The following is a 21,022-nucleotide window of genomic DNA, read 5'->3' on the forward strand; positions in this document are numbered from 1 at the left end:
GTGGCGACATTCCTCCAACAGACTGGCCGAGCCCGGAGCCCGGGGGTCTTTCGCGATAGGACGCAACGCCGCCGCAAATGGCGGATCGCGTGCACGAGAATGACCCAAGCTCCGTCCATGCAGGCAAATCGCCTTCCAAATCGTAAATTTGCGGAAAAATTTGCCACGGGAAGACTACGCAGGAAGCGCTGATGCCGCAGGATCGATGGTAAATGGGGTGGTAGCTCTCGCCCCGCGACGAGGCCGCCCGCGCGTTCGATGGGGCCGGGGCTGCATCAAAGACGCTTCACCAGACAATTGGAATGCGCACGACAATTCGCATTCACTGCCGGGTTCGCAGGCCTCACCCCGGAAGTATTGATTGCCGGCTCTCAGCCACTGTTTGCCAGCCCGATCGCTGCTTGAGGACTTACCATGCGACCAAATAGACATACGACTCCTGGCCAAAATGGATGTATTGTTCCGATCATGGGGGGAGGAGCGCTGTTGTGCTTGGCGTTGCTGTTCACGCGCGAGGGTACAAGCGCCTTGTGGCAGCGGTTTCGGGTGCATTGATCGCCAGCCCGGGCGGGGCCTCGGCGCAGCCCGTTGGTGCCGAAAGCGAGCCAGGCCTTGCAGCGGCCGCCGATGAACAGCCGGACACGCCGATCCTCGTCACGGGGCTGCGCTCCACCCTGCTCGAAGCGCTGGAGCGCCGGCGCCGGTCGCCGGAGTTGATCGAGACACTGGCACTGGATGACATTGCGAGGACATCCGGCGCGAACATCGCCGAGACGCTGGACCGCCTGCCCGGCGTGCGGCTGGGCCGTGATATCACCGGCGAAGGCGTGCAGCTTTCGATCCGGGGGCTGGGATCGGAGTTCGCGCGGGTCCTGCTCAATGGCGCGCCGCTGCAGGTGGCCTCCGATGGCGGCACCAATGGCGGATCGCGCGGACGCGGGGTCGATCTCGATATCCTGCCCTCGGAATTCTTTGCCCGGGGCGATGTGCTGCTGGCGGCTTCGGCGGGGATGCCCGAAGGCGGAATCAACGGAACGCTGGACTTGCGGACCCTGCGGCCTTCCGACCGACCGGGCCTGACCATCACGCTGAGCGGGCAGGCGCAATACAGCGCCGCGAACCGGAAAACTTCGCCGCGCGGCACGGCGATCGCCAGCTGGGCGGGCAGGCGGATCGGCATGCTGGCAGGCGTTTCGATGCTGGAAGCAAGCCAGCGGCTCGACGGGTTCGAGACGATCGGCTGGACCGATGCCAATGTGCCGGCCTGCGGACCAGACTGCCGGCTCCCCGGCGATAGCGGCAACGGCTTCAGCTATGCCTCGGTCGTGCCGGCCAATGCAGGCCACGGCCTCAACCCCGGCGATCAGGTCGACCTCGTCGCGACGTCCGGCCTGTCGCTCCCACAGATCAGCGCGGCCCTGCTCCCGCGTCTCGCGCGCCAGCTTGCGCTAAGCGGCAAGCGGCGGCGAACGGCGGCCATGGCTTCCATCGAATGGCAACCGGCGGACCGCATCCATCTCGTGCTTGATGGGCTCTATGCCCACGCGGCGCGGCGGTATGAGCGGCTGGGCATGCAGTGGTATGTCCGCAATTCCGGGCCGGGCAAGACACCGCAATCGACCGGTGGCATGGTGCCCATCGGGCTCACGGTCGATGCCAACAATGTGGTCACCTCGGGGCTCTTCGCCAATTCCGCTTTCCTTGCCGAGGAGACGCTGACCGATCAGGACACCCGCTTCCACGCGCTGGGCGGGGCGCTTTCGTGGCAGGCGGCAAAGCATCTGCGGATCGAGGCGCAAGCCCGCCTCAACCGCAGCACCTTCGGGCGCGAGCAGCCGACCTTCCTGTTCCAGACGCCGATGCAATCGGGGATCGACGTGCGCTTCGACAACCGGAGCAATCCGCGCCAGCCGGTGATCACCACCAACCGCGATCTCGGCGATCCGGGGCTCGGCTGGCAGTGGTCGCGGCTCAACATCCAGAACATCGCGCGCGAGACACAGACTGACAGCGCGCGGCTCGACATGGTGCTGGGAGGCGAAGGGCTGAACCTGAAGATCGGAGGCACCTACGATCTCGCGCGGCGCAGGATCCGCTCCTTTGACAACAGCGCGGCGTATCAGCTTGCGGTCTGCGGCGTGAACTGTGCCGGGAAGGACGGCAGCGTGCCCAATGCCGCACTCGAAGGCCTTCTGCGGCGCGCGCCGATCAGCGATTTCGCCCGCCTCGCCAAAGGCCCGGTGGGATACACCAGTTTCATTGCGCCCGATTTCGCCGCGCTGAAGCAGGCGACCGGCTATCAGGCCTTCAGCGCTGCCGCACCGCTCGCGACGACACAGGTCGGCGGCAATCCGCCGGGCGATATCGGCGAGCGCGTCCTTGCCGCCTATGGCGAGGCCAATGGCCGGTTCACGGTGCTGGGGCGCGAGGTGGCGTTGAATCTCGGGCTGCGCGGTGTCGATACGCGGCAGACCGTGACGGGCGTGGCGCTGCTGGACGGCAAGGTGGTCGAGATTCCGGCGCAGCGGCGCTACGGGAACTGGCTCCCCTCCGCAAATATCCGCGCCGCGCTGACCCGGCGCCTGACGCTGCGATTTGCCTTCGCGCGGACGCTGACCCGGCCCGATCCCGCGCTGCTGCTGCCGAGCACGGTCTTCACCGATTCCTCCGCCCAGATTGCGGCGGCAGGCAATCCCGGCCTCCGGCCCTATACCTCGAGCAACTTCGATCTGGGGCTGGAATGGGCGACCGGCGGCATCGGCTCGGTCCGCCTCGCCGCGTTCTCGCGCAGCATCGACGGGTTTACGGTGGTGCAATCGGAGCAGGTTGCTTTCGCCTCGCTCGGCATCCCTTTCACCGCGCTTTCATCGACCCAGCAGAATGTGCTGAGTGACCGCTCGTTCCAGACGGGTGTGCCGGTGGCACAATTGCCGGTCTCGCTCACCCGCCCGGTCAATCTGGAGAGCCTGCTGATCTGGGGGCTCGATTTCGCCTGGACCCAGCCGCTGGATCGGCTGCTGGCAGGCGCGGGCCTGACTGTCACGGCAAGCTGGCTCGACCAGCGATCGGCCACAAGCCTTGTCGCGCCGGGCGTGCCGCGCTGGTCGGCTTCGGGCGAAGTGTTTTACGAACGCGGCCCGGTCTCGGCGAGCGCGCGCTACGACTGGGCCGGGCGGTTCATCGCCGCCAATGGCCCGCTCAACGGGCTCGACCTTGCGCAATACGCCGATCCGCGCGGACAGCTCGATCTTTCGCTGATCTACCGCGTGCCGAAAAGCGCCGGGCGTTTCCAGTTCACCGCCAGCGCGATCAACATCACCAACACACCGCTGCGCACCACGCTGGGCTACGCCAACGCGGCGTTCGCGGTCTATTATCCTGGGCCGCAATATATGCTCGGTTTCGGCGCGCGCTATTGAGCGGTCAGAACTTGAAGGCGGTTTCGAGACCGGCCATGCCGATGGTCCGCGAAGGACCCGTATCGCGCAGGAAGGCACCCGGCGCGAACAGCGAGAGCGAGGCGCTGCAGGACAGCATGGGGCTGACCTGCCAGCTCGCGACGAGCTCAACCTGATTGCCGATATGCCGCGCCTTGCTGCCGCTGGAGGCGCGGATCAGCTGGCCCGGTATGTCATAGATCCCGTCGCCCGTTGTCTCGCGCCAGAAGGCCGCGCCGGAGAGTTCGAGGCTGATCCTGCGACCCAGATTCACGTCGATGCTGGGGTGCAGGTTGATAATGTTGCGCGGCCCGATCGGCGTGAGTTCGCCGAAATAACGGCCCTTGGGAAACAGGGCGTTGAAGGTGCCGAGCGTGCCATCCTGCGGATCGCGGTCACCGCTCGCCACATTGGCGCGCAGGCGCAGGCGCGGCTGAAGCCGCAAGTGCGGGAAGCTGATCGCGGTCTCGGTCGCCTGCGACCAGGCGCGGATGCGCTTGCCGGCAAAGCTGCCACGCTGGATCATCATCTCCCAGTTCCACGAAAGTTGCCCGCGCTTGCCGAAAAGGCGCAGGCCGAAGGTGTCGCGCGTCTCGGCGCCCGTCACCCCGCCGAAGCGCGCGGCGTGGTTGCGATAGCCCAGCCAGTAGAGATCGGCGCTGGCTCCGCCTCCCAGCACCGCCGTCGCATAAACGCCGTCGAGCCGCCGCGTGTCGGAGGTGCGATCATCGAAATCGCCCAGACCCACCTGCACCGGGCGCACGTGGAAGGCATCGAGCCGGAAGCGGCCCCGGCTGGCAATCACGCGCACGCCATCGAAGGCCTGGGGGATATTGGGCCCATAGCGCAGCCCGACCAGCCGTTCGGAGCCGAGCCCGATCAGGCCGCGCCCCCCGCGCAGGGTGATCGATCCCTCCCCCGGCAGGGCAAGGCGCAGATCGGCAAAGCCCTGCAGCAGATCGACGCCCGTCTCGTCCGCCTGCCCCTTGCGTCCGGAAAGGCCCCGGACATAGCCGGCGATCGGCTGGACAAAGGCCCGCACCGGCCCGGCATGCAGATCAACATAGGGCATCGCGCGCAGCCAGAGGTAGCCCGTATCCGGATCATCCCCCCACAGCGGGTTGTCGAAGCCTTCGTAGCGCGCGCGCAGTTCCAGCCCGAAGGTGGCATGAGCTGGACCCGCATCGTCGAGCTTCAGGTATTTGAGCCCCTCGATGCCGGGCTTGCCCGCATTGGCCGACCAATCCTCGTCATAGCGCAAGTTGGTGCGCTGGGGCGGCTCGGCGTCGGCGGGCGTACCTGCCAGCAGCGCCGCCGATCCGACCGCCGCACGCAGGACCAGCCGCAGGCTCACCGTTTGAGGTCTGCCATCAACGGGTGACGCGCGAATACCAGCGTGCCGACCAGCACCAGCGCCGCCGTCAGCGCCAGAGTGACCGCGAGACCGGCATGAAGGACCAGCAGCGCGCCCGCCACGGCACCGGCGAAGATCGCCAAGACGGCACCGAGGCGCGCGGGCAGGTTCGGCGACGGCCCCGCCGCCAGCCGCGAATCCGAAGCGATGCCGGTGATCGTCAGCGTGAGCACCGTCGTCGTGAGATCGGGCACCTTCAGCTGGCGCACCACCGCGTTGCGAAAGCCCATTGCGGCGGACACGAGCGCAAGGATCGTTGCCAGCTTCCACAGCGGCTCGCCGCGGGCGATGTCGAACCGGGTGGCGACCAGCGCGGCGAGGAGGAGCAGCACGGTTTCGATGCCAGCAGCGACCACCAGCCAATCGCGCAGCAAGTGCGAACCGCGAGTGCGCCAGATGCGCCCCGCCACCATCGCGCCGCCAATGAACGCGGCCAGCGCCACGATGAACGGCAGCGGCGAGAAGCCCGGAGCGCCGGCCACTGCAAAGGCCAGGAACACCACGTTGCCGGTCATGTTCGCGGTGAACACCTTGCCGAGGCACAGGATACTCGCCGCATCGAGCATGCCGGTCGTTGCAGAGAGCAGGAGCAGCAATCGCAGCAGCGGGGCGGGGGTCTTGAGTGAGACGGTGGGCTGGCTGGCCATGGTGCTAGAGCCGCCCCTCACGCCGGGCATGTTCGGCCACCAGTGCCGCGAGGATGAAGCCGCCGATCAGGCCAAGATGCTCGAAGAAGGCGTTGGTCGCGGCGAAGCGGGCCAGGCCGGCCATGGTCCAGAAGGCATTGGCCTTGATCGCGGCGAGCAGCGTGAACACGCCGAGCATACCCGCCCCCAGCCAGACCAGCCGCCCGGTGAGGATCAGCAGCGGCCCCACGATCTCGACCGCAATGGTCAGTCCGGCCCAGAGCGCAGGCGGGCTCATCCCGAAATGCGCCTGCTCGGCTACGGCGCCCGGCCAGTCGGTCAGTTTGGCAACAGCGCCCACCGCGTAGGCACCCACCAGCAGCAGCCGGGAGACAAACCACACCGGCGGCCAATCGAGTAGCGCGTGGACCGCGCGCGGTTCGGGATCCATCATCTCAGACTGCCCAGCACCCGCAGCCGAACGCGCCCCAGAAACCCTGCACATCGGCTGCCGGCGCTGCTGCACCCAGTGCGCGGGCATGATCGTGACCGTGGACTTGGCAGGCCGAGGCGCAGCCGCAGGCCGCCGCCAGCTTGGCAGCGGTTTCCGGTTCGCGGTGATAGCCGCCGACAGTCCGCACCGGCGACCAGTCCGGCATCGGCGGCGGCAGCGCAGGGGCAAGCCCGGTGAAACTGCCCTCACCATGCACCACCCGGCCGCCCAGCAGCGTCAGCACCGAACGGATGTGCGCGATCTCATGCTCGGGCACGGCAAAGTAATCGGCCGAAAGCAGGACGAGATCGGCGAGCTGACCGGCCTTGATCTGACCCTTCTTGCCCGTTTCGCTGGAAAACCAGGCGTTCTCGTGCGTCCACATTGCCAGCGCCTTTTCGCGGCTCACGCGGTTGGCGCCGGGATAGAGCGAGAGGCCGCCCACCGTCCGCCCGGTAACGAGCCACGAGAGCGAGACCCAGGGATTGTAGCTTGCCACCCGCGTCGCATCGGTGCCCGCGCCGACTGGGAGGCCTGCCGCGATCATCCGCGCAATCGGCGGGGTGCGCTCGGCAGCGCGGCGGCCATAGCGCTCGACGAAGTATTCGCCCTGAAAGGCCATGCGGTGCTGCACCGCGATCCCTCCGCCCAGCGCGGCAATGCGGTCGATGTTGCGGTCGCTGATCGTCTCCGCATGGTCGAAGAACCAGTTGATCCCCTCAAGCGGAATGTCGCGGTTGACCTTCTCGTAGACATCGAGCGCGCGGCCGATCGTCTCGTCGTAGGTCGCGTGGAGCCGCCAGGGCCAGCGGTGCTCAGCCAGCAGGCGGATCACCGGTTCGAGATCGCCCTCCATATGGGGCGGCATGTCAGGCCGCTCGACGCGGAAGTCCTCGAAATCGGCGGCGGAGTACACGAGCATCTCGCCCGCGCCGTTGTGGCGATAGGTATCGTCGCCCTGCCCCGGGCTGACCTGTTTCACCCAGCCGGCAAAGTCCGCCAGCTCCTCCTTCGGCTTCTGCGTGAATAGGTTGTAGCTGATCCGCACGGTCATCAGCCCGTCCGCATGGAGCCTCTCGATCACGCGGTAGTCGTCCGGGTAGTTCTGGAAGCCGCCGCCCGCATCGATCACGCTGGTGACACCGAGCGAATTGACCTCGCGCATGAAATGGCGGGTGGAATTGATCTGGTAGTCCTCGGGCAGCTTCGGCCCCTTGGCGAGCGTTGAATAGAGGATCGTCGCGTTGGGCTGGGCCAGCAGCAGCCCGGTGGGATTGCCAGCGGCGTCGCGCACGATCTCGCCGCCCGGCGGGTTCGGCGTATCCTTGCCATAGCCGACCACGCGCAGCGCCGCAGCATTGAGCAGCGCGCGGTCGTAGAGGTGGAGGATGAACACCGGCGTATCGGGGGCGACCGCATTGAGCTCGGCGAGGGTGGGCAGGCGCTTTTCGGCGAACTGATGCTCGGTGAAGCCGCCCACCACGCGCACCCATTGCGGGGCGGGCGTGCGGTCGACTTGCGCCTTCAGCATGGCCATCGCGTCCGCCAGCGTTGGCACGCCGTCCCAGCGCAGCTCCATGTTGAAGTTCAGCCCGCCGCGAATGATGTGCATGTGGCTGTCGATGAGGCCCGGGATCAGACGCCGTCCGCCCGCGTCGATCAGGGTCGCATCGGGCGCGGCGGCGCGGACTTCGGCCTCGCTGCCCACGGCGAGGATGCGTCCATCGCGGATCGCCACGGCCTCGGCACGCGGATTGGCGCGATCGAGCGTGCTGATGAGCGCGTTGTGGATGATGAGATCGTCGGTCATCGGTGCGTTCCTTGGGGACGCGGCGCGCAAGTGTGCGGGCAAGAGCGAGAGAGCCGCCGTGCCGGCGAGCCCCGAAAGCGTGCCGCGCCGGGTGGCGCTCATGGCTGGTGCGGTTCGGCGGAGGAAGAAGGCGCCGCAGCAGGTGGCAATCCCGTCACCCGCGCGGCGCAGTTGGTCCTCCAGAAAGAAGCGACCTCCTGCCCATGCCATACCCGTATCGCCAGCGGCACAGCCTGTTCGCCCAGCAACATGCCGAGCAATCCGAGCAGCGCGATCGCGGGAGGGGCAGGCGATCGCGTACCGAGCAGGCTGTAGATCGCGCCGACAAGCAGCCCGATGCCTAGAGCGACAAGGTAGGGTTTCATGGGCAGGAGGTCTCCCGGTCAGGCCTGCGGGCGGGTTCAGTGCCCTGCCGGGTGGGGCGCCTCATGCGGGAATGTCCCGCGCTGGGGGGCCTTGTGGATCATGGTGTAGGCGTAATCGACGCCCATGCCGTAGGCACCGAAGTGCTCGCGCACGATGTCCATCACGCCGTCGTAGGTCTCACGGTGCGCCCAATCGCGCTGGAGTTCGAGCAGCGCGTTGATCGTCGTCAGCGGGTGCGCGCCCGCCTGCTCCATGCGGCGGATCGCGGCGTCATGGGCTTCGAGCGAAGTGCCGCCGGAGGCATCGGTCACGAAGTAGATCTCGAAGCCTTCCTCGATCGCGGAGAGCGTGGGGTAGAGCAGGCAGGCCTCGGTCCACAGCGCGGCGATGACCAGCTTCTTGCGCCCGCTGGCCTTAACTTGCGCAACGAGTTCATCGGAATCCCACGAGTTCATCGAGGTCCGCTCGATCGGCTTCTGCCGCACCACGTCGAGCAGTTCGGGCCAGATGTAGCCCGAAAAGGCCTCGGTTTCGACCGCGGTGAGGATGATCGGCACGCCGAACAGCTTGGCTGCCTTGGCGAGCGCGACCGTGTTGTTCTTGAGCAGCTGGCGGTCGATGCTGGTGACGCCGAAGGCCATCTGCGGCTGGTGATCGATGAAGATGAACAGCGTGTCGTCGGCGTTGATCAATTTCTGGGATCGGAAGGACATGGGATGCTCCTTTCGGGAGAGGGTTGGTCCGGTTCAGTGCGCCTGGAGATGCGCTTCGAGGAACCAGAGCTGCTTGTCGGTCTCGCGCGAGATCTGGGTGAACAGGTCTGCGGTATCGGCATCGCCCGCGAGGCTGGCCTGATCGATGGCATCACGCGCCGCCTTGCCGAAGGCACCGAGGCTGGCGGAAAGCGCCTTGAGGTGCGCCTCGCCGCCACTCGCCTCGAGCGGATAGCCATAAAGCGTGGAATTGGCGGCGGTCGTCGCGATGCGGCCATCCGCCACGTGGCCGAGCGTGGTGATGCGCTCTGCCAGCATGTCCACGAAGTCCTCGATCTCGCCGTGGAGGCGGTCGAACAGTTCGTGGAGCTGGAGGAAGTGCGGGCCCTTCACGTTCCAGTGCGCCTGCTTGGCCTGCGCTTCGAGATCGAGCGCATCGGACAGGCGGGCCTGCAGCAGCCCGCAGGCCTGCTTGCGGACATGCTCGGAGAGGTCGAGGCGGCTGATGTAGCTCATGTCCGCCTCACGCCTTGAAGAACGCAAGGAGATCGGCATTGATCACGTCCGGATGCGTGGACGCCATGCCATGTGGCAGCCCCGGATAGGTCTTGAGCGTGCCCTTCTTCACAAGCTTGATCGCAAGCTGCGCGGAATCGGCAATCGGCACGATCTGGTCATCCTCGCCGTGCATGATCAGCACTGGCACCTGGATCGCCTTGAGATCCTCGGTGAAATCGGTTTCCGAGAAGGCCTTGATGCAATCGTAGTGCGCCTTGGCACCGCCCATCATGCCCTGCCGCCACCAGTTGTCGATCAGCCCTTCGCTCACCTTCGCGCCCGGCCGGTTGAAGCCGTAGAACGGCCCTGTCGGCACATCGCGGAAGAACTGCGCGCGATTGGCGACAAGCGCCGCGCGGAAGCCGTCGAACACCTCCATCGGCAGGCCGCCGGGGTTGGCAGCGGTCTTGAGCATGATCGGCGGGACAGCGCCGATCAGTACCGCCTTGGCAACGCGCCCGGCTCTCGCCCGCGCGACATAATGCGCCACTTCACCGCCACCGGTCGAATGGCCGACATGGATCGCATTTCTGAGATCGAGATGATCGGTCAGCGCCGCGACATCGGCGGCGTAAGTGTCCATCTCGTTGCCGGTATCGGTCTGGGTCGAGCGGCCATGCCCGCGCCGGTCGTGCGCGATCACGCGGTAGCCATGGAGCAGGAAGAACATCATCTGGTTGTCCCAGTCGTCCGCGCTCAGCGGCCAGCCGTGGTGGAACACAATGGGCTGCGCATCGCGGGGGCCCCAGTCCTTATAGAAGATGGACGTGCCGTCCTTCGTGGTCACGGTACCCATGGTGCGGTCTCCTGATGTGGGGGGTGTGGTGGTAGCGGCGGCCAGCGCAGGGCCGGGAAGGGTCGCAAGGATCGCTCCCGCCGACGTGGCCGCCATGAAATCCCGGCGGCGAAGCGCGGGGCCTGCGGCTGGTGCCTGTTGATCGGTCACGGCGTGTTCTCCCCTGCTCAAATCCGCTGCGAGAGTGCGCTTCCCGTGTCCGGTCGGGAACACCCGGACGGGGGCACGTGCCGCCCACTTTCGAGTGGGTTTCAAGCCCTTGCGCGGCATGATATTTCAGCAGGACCGAATGCGAGCGAACGGCTTTCGCACTCGGCCCAGTCCTTTCCGGAGCCCGACATGCCTGCCGCGCCTGCCATGCCGATCCGCATCCTGATCGCCGACGATCACCCCATCCTGCGCGAGGGCGTGGGCTCGGTGATCGCGCTGCAGGATGACATGGTGATCGCCGGCGAGGCGGAGACCGGCGTGGACGCGGTGCGGCTGTTCCGCGAGCTGAAGCCCGATATCGTGCTGATGGACCTGCGCATGCCCGAGATGGGCGGTGTCGAGGCGATCGGGGCGATCCGCGCCGAAGCACCCGATGCACGGATCATCGTGCTGACGACCTATTCGGGCGATGCCAAGGCGCTGGAAGCAATGCGTGCGGGCGCATCGGGCTTCCTCCTCAAGAGCAGCCTGCGCCGCGAACTGCTCAGCGCGATCCGCACGGTTCACAAGGGCCAGCGCCATCTGCACCCCGATGTGGCGCACGAGATCGCGCTCCACGCCATCCAGGATGCGCTGAGCGCGCGCGAGGTCGAGATCCTGCAGATGATCGCGGGCGGCCAGTCCAACAAGCAGGTTGCCTGGCGGCTTGGCGTCGCCGAGGAAACGGTCAAGTCGAACATCAAGAGCATCTTTTCCAAGCTCAATGTCAGCGATCGCACCCATGCGGTGACCACCGCCGCGCGCCGGGGCATCATTGAGCTTTAGCAGTTGCCTGCCGCGCCGGGGGGCGATGGCCTGCAGGTTGGTGGTTCAGTGCCTCGCGGCCCTGATCCTCCTGATCGGCGAGCGTGCATCTGCGAATGACCAGGATGCCTTGCAGGGTTTCCGGATCACGCATTGGTCGCTGGAAGAAGGTGCCCCAAGCCGGATCAATTCGATCACCCAGTCGGTTGACGGCATGCTCTGGATCGGCGGCGTTGACGGCCTGTTCCGGTTTGACGGCGTCACGTTCGAGCAAGTCGAGGATGGGCAGCGGCTGGTGGTCTCGCAGGTCCTGGCCGCGCGCAATGGCGATGTCTGGATCGGGCTGGCGCGCGGACAGGGCCTGCTCGTCTGGCGACAGGGCCGGCTCCGACCTTCAGGCATGCCCAATCCCTCGCGCGAGGTGAACGATATCGTGGAAGGCCCCGATGGGGCGATCTGGGTCGCTCGCGGCGGGCGCACCGTTCGCTCGCTGGCGCGGTTTTCCGGCGGCCGCTGGGAGGAGTTCGACAGCGCCTCGGGCTTGCCCGAACAGCCGATCTGGAACTTGCTCTTCGCGCGCGGCGGCACGCTCTGGGTCGTGCTGGAACGCACCATCTACCGCCGCCTTCCCGGCAGGCAGACGTTCGAGCCGACCGGCTTGATCGTGCCCCCGCGCGCTAGCCTGGCGCAGGATGCGAAAGGCGGCATCTGGCTTTCCGACCGGACGGGCACGCAGCAGATCGCGCAAGGTGGGTCGGAACCTATCAGAACCGGACCGCAGCACAGCCATGCCGATCCTGCGGGGGGCACACGCACCCTGTTCGACCGGCGCGGCGATCTGTGGGAGGCGACATGGAGCAGCGGCGTCGTGCGCGTCGTGGCACCGCTCAGTCCGGCTGGTCGCACAGAAGTGACCCGGCTCGATATGACGACCGGCCTGCTCTCAAACCAGACCCGCGCGATCTTTCAGGACCGGGAAGGCAATATCTGGATCGGCACCGAACTGGGGCTGAACATGCTGCGGCGGGTGCCGATCACGGTTGCGCCGGGCATTCCGATCAATTCGGCCAACACGTACCGGCTCACTGTGGACCAGGCCGGAGTGGTCTATGCCGCCGAAGGCAGCGGAATCTACCGGATCGCGCCAGGAGCGGATCCCGTCCGGATCCTTGCCACCCAGGACGCGGTCGAAGCGCTTTGTCCCGCGCGGGCCGGTGGTATCTGGGCCGTGCTCGCAGACAAGGTCGTTCGGCTGGATGCCAAGGAAGGCAGCGGCGCGCGCAGGGCCAAGCGTGCGACGTTCACCGCGCAGGCCTGCGCCGAAGATGCCGCTGGCCGGTTGTGGTTGCCGGCGCTCGATCACGGTCTCTTCGTGCTCGAAGCAGGGCGCTGGCGCGTCTGGCCCGGGCTTGGTCCCAACACCGGCGTTCCCAGCAATGCCGCGCTGCTGCCGGATGGACGCGCGGTGATCCAGTTCCGCGCCGGGGCGCCGCGCGGCCCCACGCCGTTCCTCGCGCTCGACAATCGCGCGGTGGCGAGCGGCGGCATCGAGGGTCTGCTGCGGGCGCAGGGCACGCTGCTCGTCAGCGGCTCTGCAGGCCTGTCCGCGCCGTTCCTGCCCGGCCCGCCGCTGCTGGACAAGCAGCGCTATCCCTGGGCGGCTTCGCTCAACGGGCTTGCGCAAGGGCACGGCGGCGAAAGCTGGGGCATCGGCGATATGGGCATCGTGCGTCTGCGCACCGCCGATCTTGCGCATGCCCTCGCCCGGCCCGGCGCCCCGGTTTCCGCGCGCGTGTTCGATTTCCGCGATGGGCTCAACAGCTTCGTCCAGAAAGGCGGCGGCGATCAGGTCGTGATCGGCGGCGACGGGCGGGTGTGGTTCGCCACCCGGCGCAACATCCTCTTCATCGATCCCGCTGCCATCTCCGCCAATCCCCTGCCTCCGACCGTCCTGGTGCGCGATATCATGGCCAAGGGGCTACGCTTCGCTGCGACCGGCGGAATGGTGCTTCCGGCCGGCACGACGCGGATCGAGATCGGCTATACCGCAACCAGCCTTGCGGTGCCCCAGCGGGTCCGGTTCCGCTACCGGCTGCTTGGCGCGGATGCGGCATGGACCAGCGTGCGCAACGTGCGCGAAGCCGTGTTCGCCGATCTTCGTCCCGGCGACTACACCTTCGAAGTGCTCGCGGCCAACGAGGACGGAGTGTGGAGCCCCACCCCCTTGCGCGTCTCCTTCACCATCGCCCGCGCCTGGCACCAAACCTGGTGGTTCACGGTCCTTGCCGTCCTCGCCATCTGCGGCGGGCTCTACGCCACGTTCAGCTTGCGCCTCAGCCAGGTGAGCGGCCAGATCCGGGACCGCATGCTGGAGCGCAACCGCGAGCGCGAGCGGATCGCGCGCGAACTCCACGATACGATGATCCAGGGCGTGCAGGGCCTGATCCTGCGCTTTCAGGCTGTGGCGGACCGCTTCGCACACGATGCCGATGCGCAGGCGATTCTCGTCCCCGCGCTGGACCGTGCCGAGGAAATGCTGGTGGAGGGCCGCGACCGCGTGACCGGGCTTCGCCGGATGGACGAACGCAACATCCTGACCGAGCTCACCCGGATTGCCGCGCAGGAAATCTACCCGGCCGGGCTGATCGGGCCGCTGCAGGTTCAGGGCAAGCCGCGCCGTCTGCTGCCCGAACTGGTCGATGAAGTGCTCGCCGTCCTCGGCGAAGCGCTCAACAACGCCGCCTGCCATTCCGAAGCCACGCGCGTCGATATCGGCGTGGTCTTCAGCCGGCTCCATTTCAGCGCCTTCGTGCGCGACAACGGCAAGGGGATCCGCCGCGACTTCGTTTCGCCGCGCGGGCGACCCGGGCACTTCGGCCTCCTCGGCATGTATGAACGCGCCCGGGCCATGAAGGCCAGACTGCGCATAGAGAGCGCCGAAGGGTTCGGAACGGAGATCCGCCTGATCGTGCCGGCGCGCTTCGCCTATCTGCCCGGCCATACGTTCTAGAGTCGGGACCTAGGCCTTTGCTTCCCCGGCAAGCCGGGCGAAGCGTGATCCCCGGAACATCGTGGGGGTGCAAGCATAGTGGTTGCGAAAATGACGCGAGAACAGGGCCGGGTCGGATATGCCGACGGACTGGGCGATCTCGGCGATCGTCAGCTTCCTGAAGCGATAATCGCCCAATATCTGCTCGGCCCGCTGCAGCCGCAGCTTGAGCAGTTGCTTCCCGAAGCTTTCGCCATTTTCGGCGAAGAGCTGGTGCAGATAGCGGCGTGAAATGCGGTTGTCCTGCGCAATGTCTGCCACGCTGAGCTTGGGGTCGATATAGCGTTCCAGCATGGACTTGCGCACGCCGCGCATGATCGTGGACTTGTGCCGGGTCACCAGCGGAGCGCTCCGGCCCAGCGCCAGCGTCAGCAGTCCGCCGACATGCTCCACCACTTGAACATCGTCGAGCGCCGCCTCGAAGACTTCCCAGCAGCCAATCGCCTTCATCGCGAAAGCGAGCGCCCGCTCCCAGTTGGGCAGGCAGGAGGTGCTGGAAATGATTTCTTCCGACAGCTCCGGCACGAAGCGCCGGGCCCATGGGCCGGGGAATTGCAGCACGATGGCGGAGCAGTTTTCCGATGTGGTGAAGGCATAGTCCTCGCGGTCGTCGAGGATGCACCATTCGCCTTGGGCAACCGGCATGCGGCGATGAAACCGCCGAATGTCCATGTGGCCCTGATCGATGTAGATGATCCTGACCTGATCTTCGGCGCTGTCACCGCGATGGACGGCGCTCTGGAACTCGGCGTCGATAAGCAGAAGACGGGCGGGGCCGAGCGTGCGGACCGAGAACGCGCCGACGAAATCGAGCTTCTTGCGCACATCGATTTCAAGCCGGCTCACATGGGTCGCAACCTGCCGCGTCCAATAGGCATGCTTCTGCCCGATCGGCGCATCCGCAGTCGAGACTCGCAAGAGTTCCTGCATTCCGATATCCCGTGTTCTCCCGCTGCGAAAACTACCATGTGAGATGATCCGTGGCAAAGCCGGACGGACGGAGCGCACTTTTGACCCGGTTCATTGTGCGCAATGCGCCATATCAGGCCGCGCTGCACCTGCCATAACTCTTCCCCAGAAATGACGACACGACGCCCAGACAGGGCGCGAGGGGGAGAATGCGCATGGCCAGATTCAAGACGTTTGCGAGCATCCTTGCGCTCTGCGCACCCATCGCCGCGCATGCGCAGGAAGCGCAGGCCGAGGGCGGCATCGCGGAAATCGTGGTGACAGCGCAGAAGCGTGCCGAGAACGTCCAGAACGTGCCGATCGCGATCTCGGCCTTCGCCGGTGATGCACTGCGCGAACGTGCGGTGTCGGATGTCGCGCAGCTTTCCAATGCCGCGCCGAACGTCACGCTCGATGGCGGGACGCCGTTTTCGGGCTCCACCGCAGTGCTTTCGGCGTTCATTCGCGGCATCGGCGCGAATGATTTTGCCATGAACATCGATCCCGGTGTCGGCATCTATCTCGACGGTGTCTACCTCGCCCGCACGGTGGGTGCGAACCTCGATCTGCCCGACGTGGAGCGCATCGAAGTGCTCAAGGGGCCGCAAGGCACCCTGTTTGGCCGCAACACGATCGGCGGCGCGATCAGCGTGGTGACGCGCACGCCGGGTGACAAGCCCGCCGTCCAGGCGGACATCACGACCGGCCGCTACAACCGGATCGACGCGCGCGGTTATATCGATCTGCCGCTCAGCGACACGCTGCGCAGCTCGCTTACCTTCTCGACCAAGAACCGCGACGGCTATCAGGTTCGCGTGCCCTATACCTCGGCCACGCCCTATTCGACCGACCGCGTGGGCGCCTTGCCGGCTTCGGGCTACCGGACGTCGGACCGCGAAGGGGGACAGCACGAATGGACCATTCGCGGCAAGCTGCAGTGGCAGGCGAGCGACAAGCTGAAGGTCACGCTCGGCGGCGATTATCTCAAGATCGACCAGTCGGCGACGCCGAACTCGGTGCTGGCGGTGACATCGGGCGTGCCGGGGCCGTTTGCCGGCCTTGCGGCCAACAACATTCCGGGCACTGCGCTCGATGTGGTGACCGGATCGTCCGGGTTCCTGTTTGCCGGTCTCTACAACTTCTGCATCGGCGCCACGCCGGATCAGATCGCGGCGCGCAATGCGGGCGCGCTGTGCGGCGTGCGCGGAACTCCGCTCAATCCGGGAGCGAACCTGCCGCCGCTCGCCAGCGTCAACGTCGATGGCAATCCCGGCAACGACCGGCTGCCCTATGACAACCGCTGGGTCTCGGCCGACAAGGACAAGAGCTTTGCCACAGGCAACAGCTTCTCGAACATGAAGGTCTACGGCTTCACCGGGGTGCTGGACTACGACATCACCGATACCATCGCGGTGAAATCGATCACCGGTTATCGCAATATCAAATGGGCGGCAGGCGTCGATCTCGACAACTCGCCTGCTGCGATCCTCGAACCGTCATTCTCGCTCACGCAGAACCAGTTCAGCCAGGAAGTCCAGCTTATCGGCTCCGCGCTCGACAAGAAGCTCAACTTCGTCCTCGGCGGCTACTACTTCCGCGAGGAAGGCAAGATGCTGGACTACGTGACCTTCGCCGAGGGCCTGTTGCAGATCGTCGGACCCAACGATCTCAAGACGAAGAACTATGCCGCGTTCGGCCAGATCGACTGGCGGATCAACGACCTCATCGGGATCACTGTCGGCGGCCGGTACACCCATGAGGACAAGACCTTCATAGGGCGGCAGAGGGACAACAACGGCTTCAACTACAAGCTGTTCAACTGCCCGATCTATGGCGATCCGTGCCAGTCCATCCTCGGTTTCCCGGTCCCTGGCGAGCCGCTGCGCTACTATGTGGGCGGCACGCAGCAGAAGAAGTTCAACAACTTCGCGCCCAAGGTCGGCCTTCAGCTGCATCCGAACGACAATGTGATGGTCTATGGTTCGTGGTCGCGCGGGTACAAGACCGGCGGGTGGACCACCCGTCTGTCCAATCCGCTGCCGACCGCGCCGGACTTTGACGAAGAGAAGGCCGAGAGCTTTGAATTGGGCGTCAAGTCGACGCTGTTCGACCGCCGTCTCCAGCTCAATTTTGCCGCCTTCACCACCAAATACGATGGCATCCAGCTGAACTTCCAGCAAGGCGTCAGCCCGACGGTCCAAAATGCCGGCAACGCCCGGATCAAAGGCTTCGAAGCTGAAGCGGTCATCGCGCCGGTTAGGGGCCTCACCATCAACGCATCGGTCGGCTACACCGATGCCTACTACACCAGCCTGCTGCCGCAGGCTGTGGTAGCGGCCAATCCGTTCCAGGCCGGTACCGTTCTGGGCGCGGATCTGCCCAAGACGCCCAAGTGGAAGTTCAACGTCACACCGCGCTACAAGGTCAGTCTTGGCGACAAGGGCGCGGTCGTGCTGCTGGCGGACTACACCCGCACCTCCAGCATGTGGAACGACACCGAGCGGACCTTCCTGCTGCGCCGTCCGAGCCTCGACATGCTCAACGCGAGCATCTCGTACGAGTCCCCTTCGGATCACTGGAACCTCACGCTGGGCGGCACCAACATCACCAATACGCGCTACATCGTCACCGGTCAGGCGCAGATCGCGGGCGGCCAGATCTACGGCACGTGGAGCCGCCCAGCCGAATGGTACGCCAGGGTCGGCGTCAAGTTCTGAGGCGAGCAATCGTCCCCCCGCCCGGCGCCAAAACACCCTCCTGCCGGGCGGGGTCTTTTCTTTCCTTGAAAGGGGCAGCCATGTTGATCCGCAATTGCTGGTACGTTGCAGGGTGGAGCTACGAACTCGAAGCGGGCAAGCCCTTGCAGCGGATGCTGCTGGGCGAACCGGTGGTGCTTTGGCGCAGGTCCGATGGCACCGTGGTGGCGATGGAGGACCGCTGCGTTCACCGCCTCGCCCCGCTTTCCCACGGGCGCATCGAGGGCGACAGCATCCGCTGCCTCTACCATGGCATGCGGTTCGAGGCGGGCGGTCGTTGCGCCGAAATTCCGGGGCAGGACATGATCCCGCCCAATGCCTGTGTTCGGACTTATCCGGTCGTCGAGCAGAACGATTGGATCTGGGTCTGGATGGGCGACATCGACCGGGCCGATCCGTCGCGCGTTGCCCCGTCTAAGGCGCTCACCGATCCCGCTTGGGTGCTGAAAACCGGTCAGCTCCATTATGAGGCGCACTACGAGCTGATCAACGACAACCTGCTCGACCTGACGCACCTCTCTTATGTCCATGCCGCCAGCTTCGGTGCCGATCTTTCGTGGTCGAACACCCGCGCGAAAGTAGAAGCGATCCCGGAAGGCGTCCGGTCCTCGCGGTGGCTAGTCGGCTCTCCGCCGATCCCGCCACTCGGCAAGGCCGCTGAACACACGACCGTCGATATCTGGACGACGTATGACTTCGTCCTGCCCGGCGTCTTCCTGCTTTACACGGCGCTCTTCCCGGCCGGGACGGCAGCAGCCTGCGGCGGCCTTCCGCCCAGCGATGACTTGCCATCGCTCCATTCGAACTTCACCAGCCAGGCGGTCACTCCCACCAGCGGGACGACGACGACCTACTACTATTCGTGGGGTCCCGCCGCGCAGCACGGCGATGAAGCCATGGCTCAGCTGATGATCGATATCGCGACGATGGCCTTCAATGAGGACAAGGTGATGATCGAAGCGCAGCAGCGCGTGATCAGCGCCGATCCTTCGCGCCGGCCCGTCCCGACGACTGCAGACAAGGCGATCACGCTTTTTACCCGGCTCATGCGCGCGCAGGACAAGGATCCGGTCGAGCGTGATGCCGAAACCAAGACCATTGCGGCTATGGAGATTGCGGAATGAAGGTCGCACCAAGGCGAGTGTTACCGGCCGCAATCGCCTTGGGTCTCGCGGCCATGCTTTCAATGACGGCCCTCCGTGCGGCGCAAGCCAGCGACGCGGCGCCCCCGCGTGCGCCCGATACGATCTACGCCAAGACCTGCGGCTATTGCCACGGCCACAATGTCGGCCCGGTCATCCGCGGCCGGGCCCTGCCGGCCGAGGCGATCGAAATGATCGTCCGACATGGTCAGGGCGCAATGCCCGCGTTCAAGCCCACGGAGATCAGCCCGGCGGAACTCTCCGCGCTGGCCAAATGGATTGCGGCATCGAAGGCCGACAGCAAGGAGCACGGCCAATGAGCGGCATTTCAAGACGAGAGATCCTGCGCGCAGGCGCGGTCGGTTCGGCGCTGCTTGCGGGGCAGGCCATCGCCTCGCCGCTGGGCGGCCCACGCATGATGCCCGCTTCGATGGACCGCGATGTGTTCGCCGCCGCGCTCAAGGATCTGCGCGCCATCGTCGGCGTGGACTGGGTGTTTGCGGACGAGACCAGCACCGCCAGCTACAAGAAGAGCTTCATTCCCGATCCGCTCGGCCAGCACATCCCCTCGGGCGCAGTCGCACCGGCGTCGGTCGAGGAAGTGCAGGCCATCCTCAAGGTGGCCAACCGCTACAAGCTGCCGCTCTGGCCCGTCTCCACCGGCAAGAACATGGGCTACGGCATGGCCACCCCGGCCAGTTCGGGGCAGATGATCCTCGACCTCAAGCGGATGAACAAGATCATCCACGTCGACGCCGAACTCGGCACCGCGCTGGTCGAGCCGGGCGTGACTTATCAGGACATGCACGACTACCTTGAGGCACATAACCTGCCCTACTGGCTCGATGTGCCCACCGTCGGCCCGATCGTCTCGATGCTCGGCAACACGCTCGAACGCGGGGTTGGCTATACGCCCTATGGCGATCACTTCTTCTTCCAGTGCGGCATGGAAGTGGTGCTGGCCGATGGCTCGATTCTCAAGACGGGCATGGGCTCGGTCAAGGATTCAACCACCTGGCAGGCGTTCAAGTGGGGCTACGGTCCTTATCTCGACGGGCTGTTCACCCAGTCCAACTTCGGCGTCGTCACCAAGCTGGGCATGTGGCTGATGCCAAAACCGCCCGCCTACAAGGCGTTCATGGTGCGGCATCCCAATCCGGAAGACATCGCCGCGATCACCGATACGATCCGCCCGTTCCGCATGAGCAACCTCATCCCCAACGGCGTGCTGATCATGGGCGCGGCCTATCAGCTCGCCATGTTCCACCGCCGCGACGAGTTCTGGAAAGAGCCCGGATCGATCCCCGACGAAGTGGTCAAGCGCGAGGCGGCCAAGCGCGGGCTTGGCATGTGGAACACCTACTTCGCGCTCTATGGCACCGACGAGATCATCGGCGCGATCGAGCCGATCGTGCGCCGGGCGTTCGAGGCATCTGGCGGCGAGGTGATGACTGCCGCCGAGATGACCGGTAACCCCTGGTTCGAACACCACCAGACCCTGATGCGCGGCGGCATGACGCTTGAGGAAATCGGCATCGTGCGGTGGCGCGGGAATGGCGGCGGGATGGTTGCCTTCGCCCCCGTGGCGCCGGCCAAGGGCGAGGAACCCAAGGGCCAGACCGCGCTCGCCAAGGAGATCATGGGCAAATACAATTTCGACTATGCCCCGGCCTACGCCGTGGGCGGGCGCGAGCTGCATCACATCATCTTCCTGATGTTCGACAAGTCGGACCCGGAGCAGGAAAAGCGCGCCGATGCCTGCATGGCCGAAATGATCACCCGCTTCGGCGAAAAGGGCTGGTGCGCCTATCGCTCGGCGGTTTCGACCATGGATCTGGTTGCTCAGCAATATGGCCAGACCAATCGCGAGGTGAATGCACGGCTCAAGCAGGCGCTCGATCCCAACCACATCATCGCGCCGGGGAAACAGGGGATCGCCTGACAAACAGCCGCGCGGCGC

General features: G+C 65.9%; 16 protein-coding genes. 7 read left to right on the top strand and 9 right to left on the bottom strand.

All coding sequences use genetic code 11. The annotated features are described in order from the left end of the window. Positions 1-488 precede the first annotated feature (488 nt). Positions 489-3,419 carry a TonB-dependent receptor gene (locus Q0071_RS05065; protein ID WP_298165981.1) on the top strand — a complete coding sequence of 977 codons (2,931 nt, stop codon included), beginning with the start codon at positions 489-491 and terminating at the stop codon, positions 3,417-3,419. 4 nt (positions 3,420-3,423) lie between these two features. Here Q0071_RS05065 and Q0071_RS05070 read toward each other — a convergent pair whose 3' ends face one another. From Q0071_RS05070 to Q0071_RS05105, 8 genes are all read right to left on the bottom strand, one after another. After that, positions 3,424-4,791 (bottom strand): alginate export family protein, encoded by a 1,368-nt coding sequence (locus tag Q0071_RS05070; protein WP_298165983.1) that lies wholly within the window; start codon positions 4,789-4,791, stop codon positions 3,424-3,426. Further along, the gene (locus tag Q0071_RS05075; RefSeq protein WP_298165985.1) at positions 4,788-5,498 is read right to left on the bottom strand and encodes a YoaK family protein; all 711 of its coding nucleotides are present in this window, start codon (positions 5,496-5,498) and stop codon (positions 4,788-4,790) included. Before Q0071_RS05075 ends, Q0071_RS05070 begins: the two co-directional genes overlap by 4 nt. A 4-nt stretch (positions 5,499-5,502) precedes the next feature. Then, the gene (locus tag Q0071_RS05080; protein ID WP_298166071.1) at positions 5,503-5,928 is read right to left on the bottom strand and encodes a DoxX family protein; all 426 of its coding nucleotides are present in this window, start codon (positions 5,926-5,928) and stop codon (positions 5,503-5,505) included. A 4-nt stretch (positions 5,929-5,932) separates the two neighbouring features. Then, positions 5,933-7,780, bottom strand: coding sequence for an amidohydrolase (locus Q0071_RS05085; protein WP_298165987.1), 1,848 nt, complete (start codon positions 7,778-7,780; stop codon positions 5,933-5,935). A gap of 98 nt (positions 7,781-7,878) precedes the next feature. Then, complete coding sequence (locus tag Q0071_RS05090; RefSeq protein ID WP_298165989.1) at positions 7,879-8,145, bottom strand: DUF1427 family protein; 267 nt, start codon at positions 8,143-8,145, stop codon at positions 7,879-7,881. Positions 8,146-8,181: 36 nt separating this feature from the next. Further along, positions 8,182-8,859: a hydrolase gene (locus Q0071_RS05095; RefSeq protein WP_298165991.1), complete on the bottom strand. Its 678-nt coding sequence runs from the start codon at positions 8,857-8,859 to the stop codon at positions 8,182-8,184. Positions 8,860-8,892: 33 nt separating this feature from the next. After that, the gene (dps, locus tag Q0071_RS05100; RefSeq protein ID WP_298165993.1) at positions 8,893-9,375 is read right to left on the bottom strand and encodes a DNA starvation/stationary phase protection protein Dps; all 483 of its coding nucleotides are present in this window, start codon (positions 9,373-9,375) and stop codon (positions 8,893-8,895) included. 7 nt (positions 9,376-9,382) lie between these two features. Then, positions 9,383-10,213: an alpha/beta hydrolase gene (locus tag Q0071_RS05105; protein ID WP_298166073.1), complete on the bottom strand. Its 831-nt coding sequence runs from the start codon at positions 10,211-10,213 to the stop codon at positions 9,383-9,385. Positions 10,214-10,552: 339 nt separating this feature from the next. On the opposite strand from Q0071_RS05105, the gene Q0071_RS05110 reads away from it, so the two are divergent. Next, positions 10,553-11,188, top strand: coding sequence for a response regulator transcription factor (locus tag Q0071_RS05110; protein ID WP_298165995.1), 636 nt, complete (start codon positions 10,553-10,555; stop codon positions 11,186-11,188). A gap of 25 nt (positions 11,189-11,213) precedes the next feature. Further along, complete coding sequence (locus Q0071_RS05115) at positions 11,214-14,177, top strand: sensor histidine kinase (protein ID WP_298165996.1); 2,964 nt, start codon at positions 11,214-11,216, stop codon at positions 14,175-14,177. Positions 14,178-14,186: 9 nt separating this feature from the next. On the opposite strand, the gene Q0071_RS05120 is transcribed toward Q0071_RS05115, so the two are convergent. Then, positions 14,187-15,146: an AraC family transcriptional regulator gene (locus Q0071_RS05120; protein WP_298165998.1), complete on the bottom strand. Its 960-nt coding sequence runs from the start codon at positions 15,144-15,146 to the stop codon at positions 14,187-14,189. A 188-nt stretch (positions 15,147-15,334) separates the two neighbouring features. On the opposite strand from Q0071_RS05120, the gene Q0071_RS05125 reads away from it, so the two are divergent. The 4 genes from Q0071_RS05125 (at position 15,335) to Q0071_RS05140 (ending at position 21,004) form a co-directional block, all read left to right on the top strand. Beyond that, a complete protein-coding gene (locus Q0071_RS05125; protein WP_298166000.1) occupies positions 15,335-17,881 on the top strand; it encodes a TonB-dependent receptor in 2,547 nt (848 codons plus the stop codon). A gap of 80 nt (positions 17,882-17,961) precedes the next feature. After that, the gene (locus tag Q0071_RS05130; RefSeq protein ID WP_298166002.1) at positions 17,962-19,044 is read left to right on the top strand and encodes an aromatic ring-hydroxylating dioxygenase subunit alpha; all 1,083 of its coding nucleotides are present in this window, start codon (positions 17,962-17,964) and stop codon (positions 19,042-19,044) included. A 62-nt stretch (positions 19,045-19,106) separates the two neighbouring features. Continuing rightward, positions 19,107-19,382: a cytochrome c gene (locus Q0071_RS05135; RefSeq protein WP_298166004.1), complete on the top strand. Its 276-nt coding sequence runs from the start codon at positions 19,107-19,109 to the stop codon at positions 19,380-19,382. After that, positions 19,379-21,004 (top strand): FAD-binding oxidoreductase, encoded by a 1,626-nt coding sequence (locus Q0071_RS05140; protein WP_298166006.1) that lies wholly within the window; start codon positions 19,379-19,381, stop codon positions 21,002-21,004. Before Q0071_RS05135 ends, Q0071_RS05140 begins: the two co-directional genes overlap by 4 nt. The last annotated feature ends 18 nt before the right edge of the window (positions 21,005-21,022 follow it).

The organism is Novosphingobium sp., assembly GCF_027486195.1.
Classification (GTDB): domain Bacteria; phylum Pseudomonadota; class Alphaproteobacteria; order Sphingomonadales; family Sphingomonadaceae; genus Novosphingobium.